The sequence below is a fragment of the Pseudomonas sp. WS 5011 genome, assembly GCF_012985775.1.
In the GTDB taxonomy this organism is placed as follows: domain Bacteria; phylum Pseudomonadota; class Gammaproteobacteria; order Pseudomonadales; family Pseudomonadaceae; genus Aquipseudomonas; species Aquipseudomonas peli.
Window position 1 is genome coordinate 304,462 of sequence record NZ_JAAQXA010000003.1, and the last position, 21,789, is coordinate 326,250.

General features: G+C 60.3%; 18 protein-coding genes. 4 read left to right on the forward strand and 14 right to left on the reverse strand.

Going from position 1 to position 21,789, the window contains the following annotated elements:
• Positions 1–3 precede the first annotated feature (3 nt).
• The 12 genes from nuoM to HBN63_RS05480 form a co-directional block, all read right to left on the reverse strand.
• Positions 4–1,533: an NADH-quinone oxidoreductase subunit M gene (nuoM, locus tag HBN63_RS05425; protein ID WP_170048681.1), complete on the reverse strand. Its 1,530-nt coding sequence runs from the start codon at positions 1,531–1,533 to the stop codon at positions 4–6.
• A gap of 15 nt (positions 1,534–1,548) precedes the next feature.
• Complete coding sequence (nuoL, locus tag HBN63_RS05430) at positions 1,549–3,399, reverse strand: NADH-quinone oxidoreductase subunit L (protein ID WP_170048682.1); 1,851 nt, start codon at positions 3,397–3,399, stop codon at positions 1,549–1,551.
• The gene (gene nuoK / locus HBN63_RS05435) at positions 3,396–3,704 is read right to left on the reverse strand and encodes an NADH-quinone oxidoreductase subunit NuoK (RefSeq protein WP_090250586.1); all 309 of its coding nucleotides are present in this window, start codon (positions 3,702–3,704) and stop codon (positions 3,396–3,398) included. Before nuoK ends, nuoL begins: the two co-directional genes overlap by 4 nt.
• The gene (gene nuoJ / locus HBN63_RS05440) at positions 3,701–4,210 is read right to left on the reverse strand and encodes an NADH-quinone oxidoreductase subunit J (protein WP_090250589.1); all 510 of its coding nucleotides are present in this window, start codon (positions 4,208–4,210) and stop codon (positions 3,701–3,703) included. Before nuoJ ends, nuoK begins: the two co-directional genes overlap by 4 nt.
• 9 nt (positions 4,211–4,219) lie before the next feature.
• Positions 4,220–4,768, reverse strand: a complete 549-nt coding sequence (nuoI, locus tag HBN63_RS05445; protein WP_090250592.1) for an NADH-quinone oxidoreductase subunit NuoI — start codon at positions 4,766–4,768, stop codon at positions 4,220–4,222.
• A 13-nt stretch (positions 4,769–4,781) separates the two neighbouring features.
• The gene (gene nuoH, locus HBN63_RS05450) at positions 4,782–5,774 is read right to left on the reverse strand and encodes an NADH-quinone oxidoreductase subunit NuoH (RefSeq protein ID WP_170048683.1); all 993 of its coding nucleotides are present in this window, start codon (positions 5,772–5,774) and stop codon (positions 4,782–4,784) included.
• Complete coding sequence (gene nuoG / locus HBN63_RS05455; protein WP_170048684.1) at positions 5,771–8,491, reverse strand: NADH-quinone oxidoreductase subunit NuoG; 2,721 nt, start codon at positions 8,489–8,491, stop codon at positions 5,771–5,773. The genes nuoH and nuoG overlap by 4 nt, the downstream gene beginning before the upstream one ends.
• A 94-nt stretch (positions 8,492–8,585) precedes the next feature.
• Complete coding sequence (gene nuoF, locus HBN63_RS05460) at positions 8,586–9,941, reverse strand: NADH-quinone oxidoreductase subunit NuoF (RefSeq protein ID WP_170048685.1); 1,356 nt, start codon at positions 9,939–9,941, stop codon at positions 8,586–8,588.
• Positions 9,938–10,450 (reverse strand): NADH-quinone oxidoreductase subunit NuoE, encoded by a 513-nt coding sequence (nuoE, locus tag HBN63_RS05465; protein WP_170048686.1) that lies wholly within the window; start codon positions 10,448–10,450, stop codon positions 9,938–9,940. Before nuoE ends, nuoF begins: the two co-directional genes overlap by 4 nt.
• A 1-nt stretch (position 10,451) precedes the next feature.
• Positions 10,452–12,233 (reverse strand): NADH-quinone oxidoreductase subunit C/D, encoded by a 1,782-nt coding sequence (gene nuoC, locus HBN63_RS05470; RefSeq protein ID WP_090250602.1) that lies wholly within the window; start codon positions 12,231–12,233, stop codon positions 10,452–10,454.
• Positions 12,234–12,289: 56 nt separating this feature from the next.
• Positions 12,290–12,967 (reverse strand): NADH-quinone oxidoreductase subunit B, encoded by a 678-nt coding sequence (locus HBN63_RS05475; RefSeq protein WP_170048687.1) that lies wholly within the window; start codon positions 12,965–12,967, stop codon positions 12,290–12,292.
• 10 nt (positions 12,968–12,977) lie between these two features.
• Positions 12,978–13,391 carry an NADH-quinone oxidoreductase subunit A gene (locus HBN63_RS05480; RefSeq protein WP_090250607.1) on the reverse strand — a complete coding sequence of 138 codons (414 nt, stop codon included), beginning with the start codon at positions 13,389–13,391 and terminating at the stop codon, positions 12,978–12,980.
• 266 nt (positions 13,392–13,657) lie between these two features.
• Here HBN63_RS05480 and HBN63_RS05485 point away from each other — a divergent pair, with 266 nt between their 5' ends.
• From HBN63_RS05485 to HBN63_RS05495, 3 genes are all read left to right on the forward strand, one after another.
• Positions 13,658–14,584, forward strand: a complete 927-nt coding sequence (locus tag HBN63_RS05485) for a hydrogen peroxide-inducible genes activator (RefSeq protein WP_090250610.1) — start codon at positions 13,658–13,660, stop codon at positions 14,582–14,584.
• Positions 14,585–14,592: 8 nt separating this feature from the next.
• Positions 14,593–16,668, forward strand: coding sequence for an ATP-dependent DNA helicase RecG (gene recG, locus HBN63_RS05490; RefSeq protein WP_170048688.1), 2,076 nt, complete (start codon positions 14,593–14,595; stop codon positions 16,666–16,668).
• Between the two features lie 352 nt (positions 16,669–17,020).
• A complete protein-coding gene (locus HBN63_RS05495; protein ID WP_170048689.1) occupies positions 17,021–18,427 on the forward strand; it encodes an aminoacyl-tRNA deacylase and HDOD domain-containing protein in 1,407 nt (468 codons plus the stop codon).
• A 56-nt stretch (positions 18,428–18,483) separates the two neighbouring features.
• Here the strand turns inward: HBN63_RS05495 and HBN63_RS05500 are convergent, their stop codons facing one another.
• Together HBN63_RS05500 and HBN63_RS05505 are read right to left on the reverse strand one after the other, a co-directional pair.
• On the reverse strand, positions 18,484–19,221 hold the full coding sequence (locus tag HBN63_RS05500) for a hypothetical protein (protein WP_170048690.1): 738 nt from the start codon (positions 19,219–19,221) through the stop codon (positions 18,484–18,486).
• Positions 19,222–19,300: 79 nt separating this feature from the next.
• Positions 19,301–19,693 (reverse strand): helicase, encoded by a 393-nt coding sequence (locus HBN63_RS05505; protein WP_090251339.1) that lies wholly within the window; start codon positions 19,691–19,693, stop codon positions 19,301–19,303.
• A gap of 371 nt (positions 19,694–20,064) precedes the next feature.
• On the opposite strand from HBN63_RS05505, the gene HBN63_RS05510 reads away from it, so the two are divergent.
• Positions 20,065–20,808 carry a winged helix-turn-helix domain-containing protein gene (locus HBN63_RS05510; protein WP_170048691.1) on the forward strand — a complete coding sequence of 248 codons (744 nt, stop codon included), beginning with the start codon at positions 20,065–20,067 and terminating at the stop codon, positions 20,806–20,808.
• The last annotated feature ends 981 nt before the right edge of the window (positions 20,809–21,789 follow it).

The following is a 21,789-nucleotide window of genomic DNA, read 5'->3' on the forward strand; positions in this document are numbered from 1 at the left end:
TACTTACCGGGCCGGAACAGGTTGATTGAGGGCACTACCCAGCCACTGCTGCACGCCTTGCATGCTGGCGGTGGAGGTGTCGAGCACCGGCTGCGGGTAAACACCGAGCAGGATCAGCAGCACAGCGAGGCCGAGCACCATGCTCAGCTCGCGCAGCTGCAGCCCAGGCAAGGCAGTGTCCGCCTTGGCAGGGCCGAAGTAGGCGCGGTGAATCATGATCAGCGAGTAAACCGAGCCGAACACCAGACCAGTGGCGGCCAATACGGTGACCCATGGCGCGCTCTGAAAGCTGCCGATCAAAATCAGGAACTCACCGACGAAGTTACCGGTACCCGGCAGGCCCAGCGCCGCAGCGGCAAAGAACAGGCTCAGCGCCGGCAGCCAGGGCATACGCGCCCAAATGCCGCCCATCTCACGCATGTCGCGAGTATGCAGGCGCTCGTACAGCTGACCGCAGAGGATAAACAGCGCCGCGGCAGACAGGCCGTGGGCGAGCATCTGCACCACAGCGCCCTGCAGGGCGATCTCGCTGGCCGAGTAGATGGCGATCAGCACGAAGCCCATGTGCGACACGCTGGAATAGGCCACCAGGCGCTTGATGTCGGTCTGCGCAAACGACAGCAGTGCGCCGTAGATGATGGCGAACACGCCAAGCCACTGGGCGATCGGCGCAAACTCGGCCGAGGCATTGGGGAACAGCGGCAGTGCAAAGCGCATCAGGCCATAGGCGGCAGTTTTCAGCAGGATACCGGCCAGATCCACGGAGCCTGCGGTCGGCGCCTGGGCGTGGGCGTCCGGCAGCCAGGAGTGGAATGGCACCACCGGGAACTTCACCGCGAAGGCGATAAAGAAGCCGAGCATCAGGATGTACTCGGTACCGGCCGCCATCTTGGTGTTGAGCAGATCGGCATAGTTGAAGGTCAGCACGCCAGTCTGGTCGAAGTGCACAAACACCAGGCCGAGAATCGCCAGCAACATGATCAGGCCGCTGGCCTGAGTGAAGATAAAGAACTTGGTGGCGGCGGTGATGCGAGTTTTGCCGTCGCTGCCGCTATGACCCCAGAGCGCGATGAGGAAATACATCGGCACCAGCATCATTTCCCAGAAGAAGAAGAACAGGAACAGGTCAACGGCAAGGAACACGCCGACCACGCCGCCAAGAATCCACATCAGGTTGAGATGGAAGAAGCCTACGCGGTTCTGGATCTCGTTCCACGAACAGAGCACCGAGAGCACACCGAGCAGGCCGGTGAGGCTGATCATCAGCACCGACAGGCCGTCTAGTGCCAGGTGCACACTGATGCCGAAACGCTCGATCCACGGCAGTTGGAACTCGGCCGCCCACTGCGGCGCAGCACCCGGCGCAGGCGCCAAGCTGAAGTCGCCAGTGGCCCACAGCCACAGACTCAGACCGAACAGCAAGGCCATGGTCAGCAGGGCGATCCAGCGCGGCAGGATGTTGCCGAAGCACTCGCACTGCCAGCACAGCAGGCCGCCGATAAAGGGGATCAGGATTAGCCAGGGCAGAATCATGACGGGCTATTTTCCTTAATTCAGAAACAGGAGAACGGCGAGCACCAGCACGGCGCCCCCGGCTATCGATGTGGCGTACCAACGCACCTGGCCGGTCTCGCTGCTGGCCAGCAAGGCGTTGCCGCCACGCGCCAGACGCGGAATCAGGCCAATGCTGCGGTCGATCGGGTCGTGCCCGAGCAACCGGCAAAGCAACAGGTACGGTCGCACAAACAACTTGTCGTATAGCCAGTCGAAGCCCCAGGCCGCGAACCACCAGGCCGAGAGGAAGCGCCCCGGCGCGCTCTGCGCCACTGCCGTGGCGAAGCTGCGCTTGCCGAGGAACAGCAGCGCAGCCAGGACGATGCCGATGATGGCAATGGCCCCCGAGGCGATTTCCAGGCTGTGCTTAGCATCACCGCCGGCATGGCCGACGCTTTGCGGCAACACGCCCGCCAAGGGTGGGCTGATCAGCGCGCCAATAAAGGTCGACAGCACAATCAGGGTGACCAGCGGCAGCCAGTGTGCGATGCCATGGCCGGCATGGGCTTCAGTCTTCTGCTCGCCATGAAAGGCGATAAAGATCAGGCGGAAGGTGTAGATCGAGGTCAGGAAGGCGCCCGCGAGGCCGGCATACAGCAACCACTGATGACCGCTGGCAAAAGCTTCCCAGAGGATCTCGTCTTTCGAGTAGAAACCGGCCGTGATCAGCGGCAACGCCGCCAGGGCCGCACCGCCGACGATAAAGCTGGCGTAGGCCAACGGCAGTTTCTTCCACAGACCGCCCATCTTGAAGATGTTCTGCTCGTGGTGGCAGGCGTTGATCACCGCACCAGAAGCGAGGAACAGCAGGGCCTTGAAGAAGGCGTGGGTCATCAGGTGGAAGATCGCCGCATCCCAGGCGCCAACGCCCAAAGCGAGGAACATGTAGCCGATCTGGCTCATGGTCGAATAAGCGAGGATGCGCTTGATGTCGGTCTGCACCAGCGCGGCGAAGCCGGCCAGCACCAGAGTCACACCGCCGACAATGCCAACCAGTTCGAGAATCTCCGGGGTCAGCAGGAACAGGCCATGGGTCCGTGCGATCAAGTAAACGCCGGCGGTAACCATGGTCGCCGCGTGGATCAGTGCGGAAACCGGCGTCGGACCGGCCATCGCATCGGCCAGCCAGGTTTGCAGCGGCAGTTGGGCGGATTTACCGACTGCGCCGCCGAGCAGCATCAGCGTGGCGATCCACAGCCAGCTATCGCCTTCCACGTACTTCTGCGGCGCCAGCACCATCAGCTCCTGAATATTCAGGGTGCCCAAGTGGAGGAACAGGATAAACAGGCCGATGGCCATAAACACGTCGCCTATACGGGTGACGATAAAGGCCTTGAGCGCCGCGTTGCCGTTGGCGGTGTGCTTGAAGTAGAAGCCGATCAGCAGGTAGGAGCACAGCCCCACGCCTTCCCAGCCGAAGTACAACACCAGCAGGTTATCGCCGAGCACCAGCAAAAGCATGCTGAAGATAAACAGGTTGGTGTAGGCGAAGAAACGCGAGTAGCCCTCTTCACCGCGCATATACCAACTGGCAAACAGGTGGATCAGGAAACCCACACCGGTAACCACGCCGAGCATGGTCAGCGACAAACCATCCAGGTACAGGGTGAAGCTTGGCGCAAAACCGGCCACGCTCATCCACTGCCACAACACCTGGGTAAACACGCCGTTTTCCGGCGGATTGAGGTTGAACTGCACGATCACCCAGGCCGCCGTCAGCGCGGGCAAGCCCACCGAACCAACGCCAATCAGAGCGGAGAGGTTCTCGGAGAAACGCCCGCGCGAGAAGGCCAGAAGAAACCAGCCCAGCAGCGGAAATACACAGGTCAGGAATAGAAGGTTCATCCGCGCATCTCGCTGGCAGCGTCGACATCGAGGGTGTTGAAGCGGCGATACAGCTGCAACAGGATCGCCAGGCCAATACTGGCTTCGGCGGCGGCCAGAGTGATCACCAGGATAAACATCACCTGGCCGTCAGGCTGGGCCCAACGGCTGCCGGCCACCACAAAAGCCAGGGCGGTGGCATTCATCATCACTTCCAGGCTCATCAGCACAAAAAGGATATTGCGCCGCACCATCAGGCCAATAAGGCCGAGGCTAAATAGCACGCCGGCCAGCGCCAGGCCGTGCTCCAGGGGAATCGCATTCATGCCGTTGGCTCCTTGGCATCGTGACGGCCGAGGTGATAGGCCGCGACCAGCGCAGCGAGCAGCAGCATCGAAGCCAACTCCACCGCCAGCAGGTATGGCCCGTACAGGGCGATACCGACGGCCTTGGCATCAATGGTCTGCAAACCGAGGGCCGCGCCGCTGGGCGACTGAAACAGCACATAGAGCAATTGCCCCAGCAACAACGCCGAGAGAATCGCCGGGCCGGTCCAGATACCGGGCGTCAGCCACTGGCGTTCCTGCTCGACCGCCGCCGGGCCGAGGTTGAGCATCATCACCACAAACACGAACAGCACCATGATCGCGCCGGCGTAAACGATGATCTCCAGCGCGCCGGCAAAGGGCGCGCCGAGGGCGAAGAAGGTCATCGCCACGGCCAGCAGCGAGAGAATCAGATACAGCAGGGCATGCACCGGATTGCTCGCGGTGATCACCCTGAATGTGGCCGCCACGGCAACGCCGGCGGCGAGGTAGAAAGCGAATTCCATGTCCCCTCCTTAGGGCAGTAGGCCTTTGACGTTGATCGGTTCAGCTTCGTTTTGCGCGGCGCCTTTCGGCTTGCCGGCAATGGCCATACCGGCGACGCGGTAGAAGTTGTAGTCCGGGTTCTTGCCCGGACCGCTGATCAGCAGGTCTTCTTTCTCGTACACCAGGTCCTGGCGCTTGAACTCGCCCATCTCGAAATCCGGGGTGAGTTGGATCGCAGTGGTCGGGCAGGCTTCTTCGCACAGGCCGCAGAAGATGCAGCGCGAGAAGTTAATGCGGAAGAAATCCGGGTACCAACGGCCATCCGGGGTTTCCGCCTTCTGCAGCGAGATACAGCCAACCGGACAGGCCACCGCACACAGGTTGCAGGCCACGCAGCGCTCTTCGCCGTCGGGGTCGCGGGTCAGCACGATGCGGCCGCGATAGCGTGGCGGCAGGTATACCGCTTCTTCCGGGTATTGCAGGGTGTCGCGCTTGCGAAAGCCATGGCTGAAGACCATGGCCATGCTGCGCAGTTGGGTGTAGGTGCCGTGCACCACATCCCGTATGTATTTGAACATTCTGTGGTTCTCCTTACTGGGCCGCGGCCAGCACAAGTGCGCCGGTCACCAGCAGGTTGATCAGGGTCAGCGGCAGACAGAACTTCCAGCTGAAGGCCATGACCTGGTCATACCGTGGCCGCGGAATCGAGGCGCGCAGCAGGATGAAGATCATGATGAAGAAGCAGGTTTTCAGGGCGAACCAGAAAAACGGAATCTGCGGCAAGATGCCAAACGGCCCGTGCCAACCGCCGAAGAACAGCGTTACCAGCAGCGCCGAGATGGTGATGATGCCGATATATTCACCGACGAAGAACATGCCCCATTTCATCCCGGCATATTCGATGTGGTAACCGTCGGCCAGCTCCTGCTCGGCTTCCGGCTGGTCGAAGGGGTGACGGTGAGTCACCGCCACGCCGGCGATAAAGAAGGTACAGAAGCCGAAGAACTGCGGAATGATGAACCAGAGGTTTTCCGCCTGGTAATCAACGATATCGCGCATGTTGAACGAGCCAACCTGGGCGACGATGCCCATCAGCGCCAGCGCCAGAAACACCTCGTAGGACACCGTCTGCGCCGAGGCGCGCAGCGCACCGAGCAGGGCAAACTTGTTGTTACTCGCCCAGCCAGCGAACAGCACGGCATACACCGACAGCCCGGCCATGGCGAAGAAGAACAGAATGCCGATATTCAGGTCCGCGACGCCCCAGTTCGGGGTGACCGGGATAATCGCAAAGGCCATCAACATGGCGGCGAAGGCGATCATCGGCGCCAAGATAAAGATGAACTTGTCGGCGAACGGCGGCGTCCAGTCCTCCTTGAAGAACATCTTGATCATGTCGGCCGCGATCTGAAACATGCCGAACGGCCCGACCCGGTTGGGGCCGTAGCGGTCCTGCCACCAGCCCAGCAGGCGCCGTTCGACAAAGCTCAGCAGCGCGCCGCAAACCACCACCACCAGCAGAATCACGATGGCTTTGAGTACGGCGATCAGCACGTCCAGCACTTCGGGGGTCAGCCAACTCATTGCGCGGCCTCCTCAATGCGGGTGACCACGCTACCTGCGATCAGCGCCGGCATGCCCGCCAAACCGACGGGCAAACCGACCACGCCGATGGCCAGCTCTTCGGTGATCTGCAGCGGCAGACGCAGGGTCTGCCCAGCGACTGTCAGGCTCAGCAGCGCGCCATCACTCACCCCCAGACGATCCGCTTCGGCCTTGGCCAGCAGCGCGTAAGATGCGGGAATGCGCTCTTGCAGCGGCGCGGCGCCGGCCGAGGTTTCTTCACTGCCGAACAGGTGATGCAGCGCCACGGCCTGCAAGGTGCCCGGAGCCGGGTTAAAGGCGGCCGGTACGCTGAACCAGGGCAAGACCACGCCTTTGGCTTCCAGCAGACGCACACCGGGGTCACCAGCACGCAGATGGCCGCCGACTTCGTCCTGGAACTTGTTCCAGGCTTGCGGCGAGTTCCAGCCCGGCGACCAGGCGAATGGAATCTGCTGACGGTCTTCCTTGCTGCCGGAATAGCCTTCCATGGAGAAGGAGAAGGCCGAGTCCTGGTCCTGCGGTTGGCGCGGCTCATGCACGCTGATATTGGCGCGCATGGCAGTGCGACCGCTGTAACGGTGCGGCTCGCGGGCCAGCTTGAGGCCCTTGATGCGGAAGGTGGCGTTGGGCGCAGCTTCACCGATGCGCGCCAGCAGGCTGTTGCTGGCAGCAACGGCAGCGGTCACCGCATCCAGCTGGGTCCAGTCGAGCGGCTTGCCTTGCAGGGTGCTGTGCAGCGCATGCAGCCAACGCCAGCCTTCGCGAATCAGGATAGTGGCATCGTAGTAGCTCGGTTCGAACACCTGGAAGAAGCGCTGGGCGCGGCCTTCGAAGCTGACCAGGGTGCCATCGCCTTCGGCGAAGCTGGCAACCGGCAGCAGCAGATGGGCTTTTTCGCTGGTGGCGGTGTGCTGATGGTCAGCGACAATCACCAGCTTGGCAGCCGCCAATGCGGCATCTACCTGGGCTGCATCAGCGCGGCGGTACAGGTCGTTTTCCAGCACGATCACGGCATCGGCCTGGCCAGTCGTCAGCGCTTGCAGCGCCGCATCGACAGACTCGCCCCCCAGCAGGGCCAGGCCAATGCTGTTGGCTTCTGGTACCACCAGGCTGATGGAAGCGTTCTTTTCGCGATTCTTCAGCGCGCTGGCGATATTCGCTGCGGCTTCGATCAGGCTCTTCTCGCCCAGGGATGCCCCGGCAACGATCAGCGGACGCTTGGCTTCAAGTAGCGCTTCGGCAATCAACTGCACCAACTCGCCGACATCTGCATCCAGCCCGTTAACCGCTGGTGCGCTCGGGTCGATGGCGTGGGCCACGGCGAAACCGATACGGGCCAAGTCGGCCGGTGCGGCATGCACGCAGGCTTCGGCAATATCATCCAGGCGCGTAGCAGTGACGCTGGCGATAAATAGCGGATGCAGCGCGTCCTGAGCGACGTTCTGCACGGCGGCCATATGCCAGTCCTGAATCTTCATTGATGCGGCGATTTCAGTGGCCTTGCCCTTGACCGCCTGACGCAGGGCCAGAGCCATGCGTGCGGCGGTCTGGGTCAGATCTTCACCGAGGATAAACACCGCGTCGTGCTGCTCCACTTCACGCAGGGTCGGCACCGGCAGCGGGCCGTTTTGCAGGATGTCGCGGATCAGGCGGATATTTTCCAGCTCGCCTGCAGCGATACCGGAGTAGAAGTTGGTCTCGCCGACCAGCTCGCGCAGGGCAAAGTTGCTTTCCAGGCTGGCGCGTGGCGAGCCGATGCCGATCACCCGTTTGCCCTTGAGCAGCTCGGCGGCCTTGTCCAGCGCGGCATCGATGCCGAGCTTTTCGCCACCGTCTTTATTGATCAGCAGCGGCTGGCGCGGACGGTCGCTGCGATTGACGTAGCCGTAACCGAAACGGCCGCGGTCACAGAGGAAATACTGGTTCACATCGCCGTTGAAGCGGTTCTCGATGCGTCGCAGTTCGCCGTAGCGCTCGCCCGGGCTGGTGTTACAGCCGCTGGCACAGCCATGGCAGATGCTCGGGGCAAACTGCATGTCCCACTTGCGGTTGTAGCGTTCGGAGTGAGTCTTGTCGGTGAACACACCGGTCGGGCAAACCTCGACCAGGTTGCCGGAGAATTCGCTTTCCAGCACGCCATCTTCGACCCGGCCGAAGTACACGTTGTCGTGCGCGCCATACACACCCAGGTCAGTACCGCCGGCGTAATCCTTGTAGTAGCGCACGCAGCGGTAGCAGGCGATGCAGCGGTTCATCTCATGAGAGATAAACGGGCCGAGCTGCTGGTTCTGGTGGGTGCGCTTGGTGAAGCGATAACGGCGCTGGTTGTGGCCAGTCATCACCGTCATGTCCTGCAGGTGGCAATGGCCGCCTTCCTCGCACACTGGGCAGTCATGCGGGTGGTTGGTCATCAGCCACTCGACAACGCTGGCGCGGAACGCCTTGGATTCTTCATCGTCGATGCTGATCCAGGTGTTGTCGGTGGCCGGCGTCATGCACGACATGACGATGCGCCCGCGCGTATCGTTTTCATCGGTGTACTGCTTGACCGCGCACTGGCGGCAGGCGCCGACGCTACCGAGCGCCGGGTGCCAGCAGAAGTAAGGGATATCGAGACCGAGGGACAGGCAGGCCTGCAGCAGGTTGTCCGCCCCATCGACTTCGAAATCTTTGCCGTCTACGTGGATAGTGGCCATGGTTCAGGTTTCTTCTTTGCCCACCGAAGCGGGCTTGGCTAATGGAATCACGTTGTGCTGCGGGGCCAGGTCAGTGGCCGCCAGAGCGCCATTTTTACGCGGGGACGAATTGCCCCGTCGTTGCCGGAGCCGCCGAGCTGGCCACGCCAGCCTCGAACTCCGAACGGAAATACTTGATCGCACTGCCCAACGGCTCAACCGCACCCGGTGCATGGGCGCAGAAGGTTTTGCCCGGGCCGAGGAAGTTGACCAGACCGAGTAGCGTGTCGATGTCCTGCTGCGTGCCTTGCTTGCGCTCCAGCGCGCGGAGGATCTTCACACTCCACGGCAGGCCGTCGCGGCACGGCGTACACCAGCCGCAGGATTCGCGGGCGAAGAACTCTTCCATATTGCGCAACAGCGAGACCATGCTGATGCTGTCGTCCACCGCCAGTGCCAGGCCGGTGCCCATGCGCGTGCCGACCTTGCCGATTCCGCCGGCATACATCAGCGCATCCAGGTGCTCGGGCAGCAGGAAGCCGGTGCCGGCACCGCCGGGTTGCCAGCACTTGAGGGTGTAGCCATCGCGCATGCCGCCGGCGTAATCCTCGAACAGCTCGCGAGCGCTGACGCCGAAGGGCAGCTCCCACAAGCCGGGGTTCTTCACCTTACCGGAGAAGCCCATCAGCTTGGTGCCGTGGTCTTCGCTGTCCGGGCGGGCCAAGCTCTTGTACCAGTCCACACCATTACCGACGATGGCCGGCACGTTGCACAAGGTCTCGACGTTGTTCACGCAGGTCGGCTTGCCCCACACGCCGACGGCGGCCGGGAACGGCGGCTTGGCACGCGGGTTGGCGCGGCGGCCTTCGAGGGAGTTGATCAGCGCGGTTTCTTCACCGCAGATATAGCGCCCGGCACCGGTGTGCACGAACAACTCGAAATCGAAACCGCTGCCGAGAATGTTCTTGCCCAGCAGGCCGGCGGCCTTGGCTTCCTCAATGGCGCGGTTCAGATTCGTCGCCGCATCGACGTACTCGCCGCGCAGGAAGATATAGCCGCGATAGGCCTTGAGCGCCCGCGCGGAAATCAGCATGCCTTCCACCAGCAAGTGCGGCAGCTGCTCCATCAGCATGCGGTCCTTCCAGGTATTCGGTTCCATCTCATCCGCGTTGCACAGCAGGTAGCGGATGTTCATGGATTCGTCGGCGGGCATCAGGCCCCACTTCACCCCGGTGGGGAAGCCGGCACCACCACGGCCCTTGAGGCCGGAGTCTTTCACCGTTTGCACGATATCGGCCTGGGCCATTTCGCTCAGCGCCTTGCGTGCGGCGGCGTAGCCATTCTTCGCCTGGTATTCCTCCAGCCATACCGGCTGGGCGTCGTCACGCAAGCGCCAGGTCAGCGGATGGCTTTCCTCGCTGCGGGCGATCTTGTTGGCCGGGCCGATGGAGGTCAGCGTCTTGATGCTCATACGTAGGCCTCCAGCAGTTTGGCGACGCCGTCAGGTTGCACGTCGCCAAAGGTGTCGTCGTCGATCATCAGCGCCGGGGCCTTGTCGCAGTTGCCCAGGCAGCACACCGGCAGCAGGGTAAAGCGGTTGTCGTGGGTGGTCTCGCCGAGGCCGATACCGAGCTGCTTGTGCATTTCGGCGACGACCGACTCATGGCCACCGACATAGCAGGTCATGCTGTCGCACACGCGGATAATGTGGCGGCCCACCGGCTGACGGAAAATCTGACTATAGAAGGTGGCCACGCCTTCGACGTCGCTGGCGGGAATACCGAGAATTTCGCCAATCGCATCGGCGGCGCCATCCGGCACCCAGCCACGGGTTTTCTGCACGATTTTCAGCGCTTCAATCGACGCCGCACGCGGGTCTTCGTAGTGGTGCATCTCATGCTCGATGGCCGCATGTTCGGCTTCGCTGAGGATGAAACGATCAGTCTGGATTAGCGTGTTGCTGTTGGTTGTCTGGATCATGTCAGCGGTCCACGTCGGCCATAACGAAGTCGATACTGCCCAGGTACGCAATCAGGTCGGCGACCATGCTGCCGCGAATCACTGAAGGGATCTGCTGCAGGTGCGGGAAGCTCGGCGTGCGAATACGCGTGCGGTAGCTCATGGTGCTGCCGTCGCTGGTCAGGTAGTAGCTGTTGATGCCCTTGGTCGCCTCGATCATCTGGAAGCTCTCGTTGGCCGGCATCACCGGACCCCAGGAAACCTGCAGGAAGTGGGTGATCAGGGTTTCGATGTGCTGCAGCGTGCGCTCTTTCGGCGGCGGCGTGGTCAGCGGGTGATCGGCCTTGTACGGGCCTTCCGGCATATTGCGCAGGCACTGATCGATGATCTTGATGCTCTGGCGCATCTCTTCCACACGCACCATACAGCGGTCGTAGGCATCGCCATTGGCGGCCAGCGGCACTTCGAACTCAAAGTTCTCGTAGCCGGAATACGGCCGCGCCTTGCGCAGGTCGAAGTCGCAGCCGGTCGCGCGCAAGCCAGCACCGGTGGTGCCCCACTCCAGCGCTTCCTTGGTGTTGTACTGCGCCACACCGATGGTCCGCGCCTTGAGGATGCTGTTCTGCAGCGCAGCCTTTTCGTACTCGTCGAGGCGCTTGGGCAGCCAGTCGACGAACTCCTTGACCAGACGATCCCAGCCACGCGGCAGGTCGTGAGCGACGCCGCCGATGCGGTACCAGGCCGGATGCAGGCGGAAGCCGGTGATGGCTTCGATCACCTTGTAGGCGCGCTGACGGTCGGTGAAGGTAAAGAACACCGGAGTCATAGCGCCGACGTCCTGGATATAGGTGCCGAGGAACAGCAGGTGGCTGGTGATACGGAAGAACTCAGCCAACATGATGCGGATCACGTCGACCCGCTGCGGCACGGTGATGCCCGCGAGTTTTTCCACGGCCAGCACGTACGGCAGGTTGTTCATCACCCCGCCGAGGTAGTCGATGCGATCGGTGTAAGGAATAAAGCTGTGCCAGCTCTGCCGTTCGGCCATCTTCTCGGCGCCACGGTGGTGGTAACCAACCTCGGGCACGCAATCGACGATCTCTTCACCGTCGAGTTGCAGGATGATGCGGAACGCACCGTGAGCCGACGGGTGATTGGGGCCGAGGTTGAGGAACATATAGTCCTCATGCTCGCCGCCACGCTTCATACCCCAGTCTTCCGGCTTGAAGCGCGCGGCTTCTTCTTCCAGCTGCTGTTTGGCCAGGGTCAGGCTGAACGGATCGAACTCGGTGGCGCGCGCCGGGTAATCCTTGCGCAGCGGGTGACCTTCCCAGGTCGGCGGCATCATGATTCGCGTCAAGTGCGGGTGGCCGCTGAAGTGGATGCCGTAGAGGTCCCATACTTCGCGCTCGTACCAGTTGGCATTGGGCCAGATGCTGGTGACGCTGGGCACATTGAGGTCGCGCTCGCTCAAGGCAACCTTGAGCATGATGTCGCTGTTCCGCTCCAGCGACATCAGGTGATAGAACACGGTGAAATCCGCACCCGGCAGACCGCGACGCTGGGTACGCAGGCGCTCGTCGACGCCATGCAGGTCATACAACATGACGTAGGGGCGCGGCAGATTGCGCAGAAAGGTCAGGATCTCGACCAGCCGCTCGCGGGCCACCCACAGCACCGGCATGCCGGTACGGGTGCTCTGTGCGGTAAAGGCGTCAGCGCCAAAACGGGAATTCAGTTCGACGACCACATCTTGGTCGTCAGCCTTGTACGGCGGTATGGACAGAATGCTGTCTGCAGTCATGGTCTCGGTCGCTATCGGTCAACGGCGTCAGTAGGCGGGCTCACGCGAGCCCAGGCTCACACTTCGTCGGGGCTACGCAGATTGGTCACGGCGATCCGCTGCTCGCGACGCTGTTCTTTCTGCGAAGGCATGTCGGCACGGTAAACACCCTGATCACCGACCACCCAGGACAACGGCCGGCGCTCCTGACCGATGGATTCCTGCAGCAGCATCAAGCCCTGCAGAAATGCCTCGGGACGGGGCGGGCAACCAGGAATATAGACGTCGACCGGCAGGAACTTGTCGACCCCCTGGACCACGGAGTAGATGTCGTACATGCCGCCAGAGTTGGCGCAGGAGCCCATCGAGATCACCCACTTGGGTTCCAGCATCTGCTCGTACAGACGCTGGATGACCGGAGCCATCTTGATAAAGCAGGTGCCAGCGATGACCATGAAGTCCGCCTGGCGTGGGGAGGCTCGAATCACTTCCGCACCAAACCGGGCCACGTCGTGCGGTGCGGTAAAGGCGGTGGTCATCTCCACATAGCAGCAGGACAGGCCGAAGTTGTATGGCCACAGGGAGTTCTTGCGCCCCCAGTTCACTGCACCATTGAGGACATCTGAGAGCTTGCCCATGTAGATGTTCTTGTGGACTTGATCATCTAGCAGCGGGTCGGAAACAGTCTCCCGCTCGCCGACCGGATAGCGCTCATTGGGCGCATCCGGATCGATCCGAGTAAGTTTGTAGTGCATTGCCAAAGCCTCATTGTTTTAGCTTCGCCTGCCGCTCACGACGACCCTGAGGTGCCCAATCGAGCGCCCCAATCCGCCAAAGGTAGACAAGACCTGCCAACAGAATTGCTATAAAGACTGTAGCTTCGATTAGCCCAGCCCAGCCGCTTTCGCGCACTGAAACGGCCCAAGCGAAGAGAAAGAGGGCTTCGACATCGAAGATCACGAAGAGCATCGCGACCAAATAGAATTTAGCTGACAGGCGCAGGCGCGCACTGCCGACGGGCAACATGCCAGACTCAAAGGGTTCGTTCTTGCTGCGGCCCCAGGCTTTGCTGCCCAGCAGGCTGGAAAGGCCAAGCATAAAGCCAATCAGCCCGAAGACTCCGAGCAGGAAAACAGCAAAAGCCCAGTTATGGGACATGGTCGTTACCGCATCAGGCATGCCGGTACTCCTTAGGCAAAAGGAACGGCTTGTAAAATTTTATTATGGCGAACGCGACCCCAAACCGGGTCACTCGCAAAGTATGGCGCAATTCTATGCGCACAACGTTTTAGTAACTAATTATTTTCTGTTCACAAAGCGACAAAAATGCGTAGCCAATCGCCAAAACTCTCTCAACACATCAACCACCGGCGTTGAACCGCATCAGCAGTTGGTTCGATTGAATACAGCCGCTATGCTTGGCTGCATCTCAATGGATAAAGACTATGACCCTCACCGAACTGCGCTACATAGTCACCCTCGCTCAGGAACAACATTTCGGCCGTGCAGCTGAACGTTGTCACGTCAGCCAGCCAACGCTGTCGGTGGGGGTGAAAAAACTCGAAGATGAGCTCGGTGTGCTGATCTTCGAACGCAGCAAAAGCGCAGTGCGCCTTACGCCTGTAGGTGAAGGCATTGTGACCCAGGCGCAGAAGGTGCTGGAGCAGGCCCAAGGCATTCGCGAACTGGCCCAGGCTGGCAAGAACCAGATGGCCGCCCCTCTGAAAATCGGCGCGATTTACACCGTCGGGCCTTACCTGTTTCCGCATCTGATTCCGCAACTGCATCGCGTCGCTCCGCAGATGCCGCTGTATATCGAAGAAAACTTCACCCACGTGTTGCGTGACAAGCTGCGCAACGGTGAGCTGGACGCGATCATCATCGCCTTGCCGTTCCACGAAGCCGATGTGCTGACCAAGCCGCTGTACGACGAACCCTTCTATGCCCTGCTGCCCGCCGGCCATCCGTGGGCGGAACTGAAGACCATCGACAGCAAGCTGCTGAATGACAAGAGCCTGCTGTTGCTCGGTGAAGGCCACTGCTTCCGCGATCAGGTACTGGAAGCCTGCCCAACCCTGCGCAAGGGCGGCGAAGACAGTGCCAAGCACACCACCGTGGAATCCAGCTCGCTGGAAACCATCCGCCACATGGTCGCCTCGGGCCTTGGCGTGTCGATCCTGCCGTTCTCCGCTGTCGACAGCCATCATTACGCCCCTGGGGTAATCGAAGTGCGCCCGCTCAGCCCGCCCACACCGTTCCGCACCGTAGCCATCGCCTGGCGCGCCAGTTTCCCCCGGCCGAATGCCATTGAAGTCCTGACCGACTCGATCCGCCTGTGCTCGGTGGCCAAACCACTGCCCAAGAGCAGCTAACACAGGCCATGACCGAATTGGCCGCGGTTTCTGTTACCGCGCTGAAAGGCGTGGGCGCTGCCCTGGCTGAAAAGCTCGCCAAGGTTGGCCTGGAAACCCTGCAGGACGTGCTGTTCCACCTGCCGCTGCGCTATCAGGACCGCACCCGCATCGTGCCGATTGGCGCGCTGCGCCCCGGTCAGGATGCTGTGGTAGAAGGCATCGTCGCCGGCGCCGATGTGGTCATGGGGCGGCGGCGCAGCCTGCTCGTGCGCTTGCAGGACGGCAGCGGCACCCTGTCTTTACGCTTCTACCACTTCAGTCAGGCGCAAAAGGAAGGCCTTAAACGCGGCACACAGGTGCGCTGCTACGGTGAAGTGCGACCTGGTTCTTCGGGTCTGGAAATTTATCACCCGGAATACCGTGCGCTGTCTGGCAGCGAGCCGATTGCCGTGGAACAGACCCTGACGCCGATCTACCCGACCACCGAAGGCCTCACCCAGCAACGCCTGCGTCAGCTTAGTGAACAAGCCCTGGCGCGCCTCGGCCCGCACAGCCTGCCGGATTGGCTGCCGCGCGAGCTGGCCGACGATTACCAGCTCAGCCCGCTCGATCAGGCCATTCGCTATTTGCATCGACCTCCGCCGGATGCTGACCTGGAAGAACTCGCCGAAGGCCGCCATTGGGCCCAGCACCGCCTGGCCTTCGAGGAATTGCTGACTCACCAACTGTCGCTGCAACGCCTGCGCGAAAGTGTTCGCGCGCAGCAAGCCCCAGCGCTACCCCTGGCGAAAAGACTGCCGCAGCAATACCTGGCCAACCTGGGGTTTACCCCCACCGGCGCACAACAACGGGTCGGAGCGGAAATCGCCTACGACCTCAGCCAGAGCGAGCCGATGCTGCGCCTGGTGCAAGGCGATGTCGGCGCAGGCAAGACCGTGGTCGCCGCTTTTGCCGCACTGCAGGCACTGGAGGCCGGCTATCAGGTGGCGCTGATGGCCCCCACCGAGATTCTTGCCGAGCAGCACTTCATCAACTTCAGCAAATGGCTCGCGCCGCTGGGTATCGAAGTCGCCTGGCTGGCCGGCAAGCTAAAGGGCAAGGCCCGCGCCAGCGCCCTGGAGCAGATTGCTGGCGGCGCCCCAATGGTGGTGGGCACCCACGCGCTGTTTCAGGAGGAAGTGCGCTTTGCCAAACTGGCGCTGGTGATCATCGATGAACAGCACCGCTTTGGCGTGCAACAGCGCCTGGCCCTGCGGCAGAAAGGCATCGGCGGGCGTATGTGCCCGCACCAACTGATCATGACCGCCACGCCGATCCCACGAACCCTGGCGATGAGCGCTTACGCTGACCTCGACACGTCGATCCTTGATGAACTGCCGCCTGGCCGGACACCCGTGAACACCCTGGTCATCGCCGACAGTCGTCGCCTGGAAGTGGTCGAGCGTGTGCGTCTGGCATGCAACGAAGGGCGCCAGGCGTATTGGGTCTGCACACTGATCGAGGAATCCGAAGAGCTGACCTGCCAGGCCGCGGAAACCACCTTCGAGGATTTATCGGCGGCGCTCGGCGGGCTGAATGTGGGCTTGATTCACGGGCGCATGAAACCGGCAGAAAAAGCCCCGGTGATGGACCAGTTCAAGCAGGGTCGGCTGCAGCTGTTGGTCGCCACTACCGTGATCGAAGTCGGCGTCGACGTACCCAATGCCAGCCTGATGATCATCGAGAATCCGGAGCGCCTGGGCCTGGCTCAGCTGCATCAGCTGCGCGGCCGGGTCGGGCGCGGCAGCGCTGCCAGCCATTGCCTGCTGCTCTATCACCCGCCATTGTCACAGCTGGGCCGCGAACGCCTGGCAATCATGCGCGAGACCTGCGATGGCTTCGTGATTGCCGAAAAGGATCTGGAATTGCGCGGGCCCGGTGAAATGCTCGGCACTCGCCAGACCGGCTTGCTGCAGTTCAAGGTCGCCGACCTGATGCGTGATGCCGACCTGCTTCCAGCAGTGCGCGATGCCGCGCAAACCCTGCTGGAACACTGGCCGCAGCATGTCAGCCCGCTACTTGAACGCTGGCTACGGCATGGCCAACAATACGGACAAGTGTGAGCGAGAGTCTGCTGGCGTTTCGTTCGCAGGCTGCGTTGCTGCGCAAAATCTCGCCAGGCTAAACGGAGGACGCAGGTAATGGTGTTGCCTTGCCAAGTCCTCCAACAGCGTATGGCGAGATTTTTCGCGCAACCCGAAGGGCGGGGTCTGTTTTAGCGCGATGCTGCGTTTCTCGACACTCATTTGGCACACCATACTTCGTGTCTCGTGCCTTGCCTCGTGCTAAAACAGACTCCAGCGCGGCCGCTAACGAAACGCCAACAGACCCAAACAGCACAACTGTCGTCTGCGCCGCATTTTCCTGATCCCGCTGTATATACTCGGGGTATTGCTACTTCTGCTGGATACCGTCATGACCGAACTTGCCCTTGCTCCCGAGACCGCTCCGCGCCCGCCAGCGGTGATTCTGCAGTTGCTGGAAAAGCTCGGCCTGCCCTATCAAGTCTGCCGTGATCTACCGGGTCTGGCGGTCGCGCAGCGGCTTCAGGCGGTGTTGCTGGATGACGCAGTGGGCGCGCTGCTGGTGCTCTATCCACAGAGTCAGCTACTCGACCTCAACCGCCTGACTGAACTGACCGGCCGCCAGCTAACGGCCGTCAAGCCGGAGCGCCTGGAGCGGATGCTCGGCAAGCACAACCTGAAAGTGCTACCCGGCCTACCGCCTTTGACCAGCTCGCCGTGCCTGTATGACGAACGCCTGCTGGACGTGCCAAGCCTGTACATCGAGTCGGGCCAGCCTGGTGTGCTGCTGGAACTGGCCATTGATGCGTTCAAAAGCCTGCTGAGCAAAGCCAGCGCCGCGCGCTTTGGTGAGCCGCTGAGCAATATCCGCCTGAACCTCGACCGCCCAGACGACGACCGCGCGGAAATCACCCTGGCGGTGCAAGCCTTTACAGCCCGGCGCATTCAGCAGCGCCTGGAAGAAACCATCGAAATCCCCCCCCTGCCGGAAACTGCGCAAAAAATCATCAAATTGCGCGTCGACCCGGAAGCCACGGTCGATGACATCACCGGCGTGGTCGAAACCGATCCAGCCCTGGCCGCCCAGGTGGTCAGCTGGGCCGCCTCACCTTATTACGCCGCACCCGGTAAGATCCGCTCGGTGGAAGATGCCATTGTCCGCGTGCTGGGCTTTGATCTGGTGATCAACCTGGCCCTCGGCCTAGCACTGGGCAAAACCCTGAGCCTGCCCAAAGATCAACCGCAGCACGCGACGCCTTACTGGCAACAGGCGATCTACAGCGCAGCCGTAATCGAAGGGCTGACCCGCGCCATCCCGCGCGCGCAGCGCCCGGAAGCCGGCCTGACCTACCTCGCCGGCCTGCTGCATAACTTCGGGTATCTGGTGCTGGCACATGTGTTTCCGCCGCACTTCTCGCTGATCTGCCGGCACCTGGAGGTCAACCCGCACCTGTCGCACAGCTATATCGAGCAACATCTGCTCGGTATCAGTCGCGAACAGATCGGCGCCTGGCTGATGCGTTACTGGGATATGCCGGAAGAACTGGCCAGCGCCCTGCGCTTCCAGCATGACCCGGAATATATCGGCCCCCACGCCACCTACCCGAACTTGGTGTGCCTGTCGGTCAGCCTGCTGCGTAATCGGGGTATCGGTGCCGGCCCGCAGAGCGAGATTCCACAAAGCCTGTTCGACAACCTAGGCATTAGCCGGGAAAAAGCCGAAGACGCCGTGAGCAAGGTGCTGGCCGCCGAAGTCGCGCTGCGCGAACTGGCCGCGCAATTTCACCCTGCGAACTAAAGCGGGCTGAACAGAAAAAGGGGCCCACGGGCCCCTTTTTCATGGCTGCCAGCTGACTATTTCTTCAGCTGCGCGCGCCGTGCGGCAAACAATTCCGGCAGCACCTGCACACTGCTATCGAGCAACTGCGCTACGTCTGGCTGCTCATACAGGGCGGCATATTCGGCCAGCTTTTCACTGGGCATCTGCCGGTAGGCATACAACATAAAGGACTCTACCGCTTGCGCGCTGGAAGCCCGCAGCGCGTCTTCCTGGGCCTTGGTTTGAGTGCTCAGCGCTTTTTCGTCGATGCTTTCGCCACGCCCCTGCAACGCCAGAAACGCCTGGGTTTTGCCGACTTCATAGCGCAACAAGGTGGCCAGGGTCGTGGTGTGTGCGGCAGCATCCAGGCGACGGACCAAGGCAAGACGCTCCTCACGCGGCGGGCGCTCGCCCAGCTGTTTGCGGTAAGCCGCCAGGCCTTCTGCTCCACCCTCACCGACCGAACGCTCGGCGGCAGTAAAGCCCTGCGCCAACGGGCTTTCCAGCAGGCTCTTGGCCTTTACCAACTGGGCTTGATCGAGTTTACCGGTCAGCTTCTTGGCCAAGTCCAGGCACAGGCCATCGGCGGCAAACACCTTGGCCAACTGCGCTTGCTGTTTATCGCTCAGCCCGCGTTGCACCAGCGGCGCGCTCTGTTCGCAGAGCAAACGGATGCCTGCCAGCTCGAATAACGGCGCAAAGGCTTCGGCTTTGGGGGGCGTAGCATGGGCAAGGGAGGTGGAAAACAGCAGGGCACTCAGCAACAAACGCATGGGCAAACTCTCACTAGGGCTATACCCAGCCTAGCGAAAGCAGCGCGCGCCGGCCAGCCCTGGCGCACGCAGATGAGCCTCAGGCAGCTTTTTTAGCCGCGTCTTTCTTCTTCGGCATCAGGTATTTGGTCAGGCCCTGGAACCAGATGACCAGCGCCGGGTTGCCCTGGATTTGGATGTCCTTGTTCTGGATGCCCTGCATAAACGCCAGCTGCTTGTTCTTCGCGCTCATGGTAGCGAAACCATAGGCGGCATCCTTAAAGCCCAAGGCGAAAGCCGGCTCAGTGGCCGCGCCGCGCTTGCTAGTGATGCGCTGATCTTTGACGATGAAGTGACGGGCAACTTTGCCATCCAAGGTGTGCAGTTGGAATACCATGTTGCGATCGACCAACTGCTGCTGGAATGCCGGGTTTTCACGGCTGGCCTTGGCCATCAGGCGGCCCAGCATCCACAGAAGAAAACGAAATTTCATGCGCAAGGCCTCGCAAAGGGTAGGGAAAAGGCGGCGCATTGTAGCGGTTTGCAGCGGGGACTACATCCGGCTGAAAGAAGGGCGTGAGCACGCCAGCCGGTAGGGGCGACCCGGAGCCGAAGGCTCCGGGCTGAGGACTCAGTTAACCGCGTCTTTCAATAACCCGCAGAAAACCGTTTCAAAATTCACGTTTTGCAATTTATTTATTCATAATCATGCACTTACAATGTATAAATCCATGCTACTGCGCTAATCGTTTCAATTCAACCCCTCAGCCCCCTAGATTCGTTGCGGAGGGATCAGGATCGCCGTGATTTTGAAACAGCGACCGCTCGGTGACTCCCCCAACACGATCTATGAGCTGCCAGAAAATGATACGTTTTGATAAATCGGTGCCTCCAAAGCTGCTTGTAATACACGAACATCCCGTCCTCCGCGCCCAGGCTCGCAAGCATCTGGAGTCATCCGGATACACGGTGGTTGAAGCAGGTAGCTGTAGAGAGGCTATCGCAATCATGCATACCTGCACCTTCGCAGGAATAATTGTCGATAACGATATGGCTGATTATGAGGCTGCATCTCCACTTTCCGCTCGGAGCGCTACTGGAAACTCTAATATCCCGTGCATAGTACTTGCAACAACTCGGGTTATTCGAAAGCCGGATAAAGATTTCAACACAGCCTTAGATGATTACTTGTATAAGCCTTTCAAACCTAGCGCTCTAGCCAAGCATGTACATCAATTAATAAAGACCTCTGTTGAGATCGAGCATTTAAGGCTTGTATGCCCCGCAGCCTACGCATTGGCAGGGACAACAGGAATTAACCTCACAAAATTCAAACTTCCTTTTAAACAGATGATTGTGCTTCATGCTCTTGTCAGCAACTCACCTCGCGTTGTGAGCAAAGCATGTTTCGTAGACGTTCTATATTCACACAAGAGCCCGCCAATAAATCCTTATAATGCGGTAGAGTCCTTAGTTTTTCATTTACGTAAAAGACTACGCGCCGAAGAATCAAATGTGAGTATAAAATCTGTTCGAGGCGTTGGGTATAGAGCTTCCATTAACCAAATACAGAATTCGATAAAAAATGTTAATTTTCTGAAGCTCTAAAAATCCAGCCTCTACGAAATATCGGGATTGAAAGCCGCGTCTTTACCGGATTTACTTTATCAAATTAAACGTTTAAAACATCCTAGTACACCTATCACCGACTATGGGTGCCGGACTTGGTGATGAAGGTATTTCTTCGAATTTAACGATGACTTGTTCGTTACTTAATACGCTGAGGGCAGGAAGTGCTTAGACGGTTCTTCTGACCGGGATGCCCTTCTCAATGAGGTGAAGGCTGTCAAACTGCCCATGATCGTTATGAACGATGACGACCCTAACGACCGGGCGTGTCCATATTGTCTGGGTGAGCGCCCTCGGCCAAGAAGCCAACAGGCTCATTTTCCCGTCCTTTAGTCGCCGCAACGCGGAACATATTGTGCTGCCACTCTGGCGTGGGCGTCATCAAGCGTACCGCTTCGTCTGAGAGCTTAGCTATCAAGGCATACTTGTGGGTCTTTCTCTTTTGCATCAGGTTAATCCTCGGCATATGTGCGCGCGTAAACATCTACCAAGCCTCGCAATCGGTACATGCACCCGATCGAAGCAACACGCGCAACAGCGCTGCAACCGTCGCAGATCCGTTTATCAGTCATGCCTCAACGTCTGAGTCCTAACATCAATGCCCACGCCCCCTAATTTCTTAGTCGATGACATGGTCAACCACACACTCGCAACTCCCACTTCACCTGACCCATTAGGCGTCAACACTTCAAAAACAAGCCAACAACTGCTGCCTGTAATGCTGGGAAAAACTCACCTGATGACTTGGCTCGACTGAAAAGCCCTCTAGTGAAATGGTGCTCGTAGCTCCAGCCCCAATAGCCTGCTCTTTGCCACATCCAATACTGTTATCTTGTTGGCGCTGATGGAAAATTGACCCACCCTGCCGATTGAAATTTGACCCAGGGCGGATTGCTGATTTTGTTACCAGCAACTGTGGATAAGTCTACCAGCGCAGCTGCTGTTGCCCCCACTCCTTCG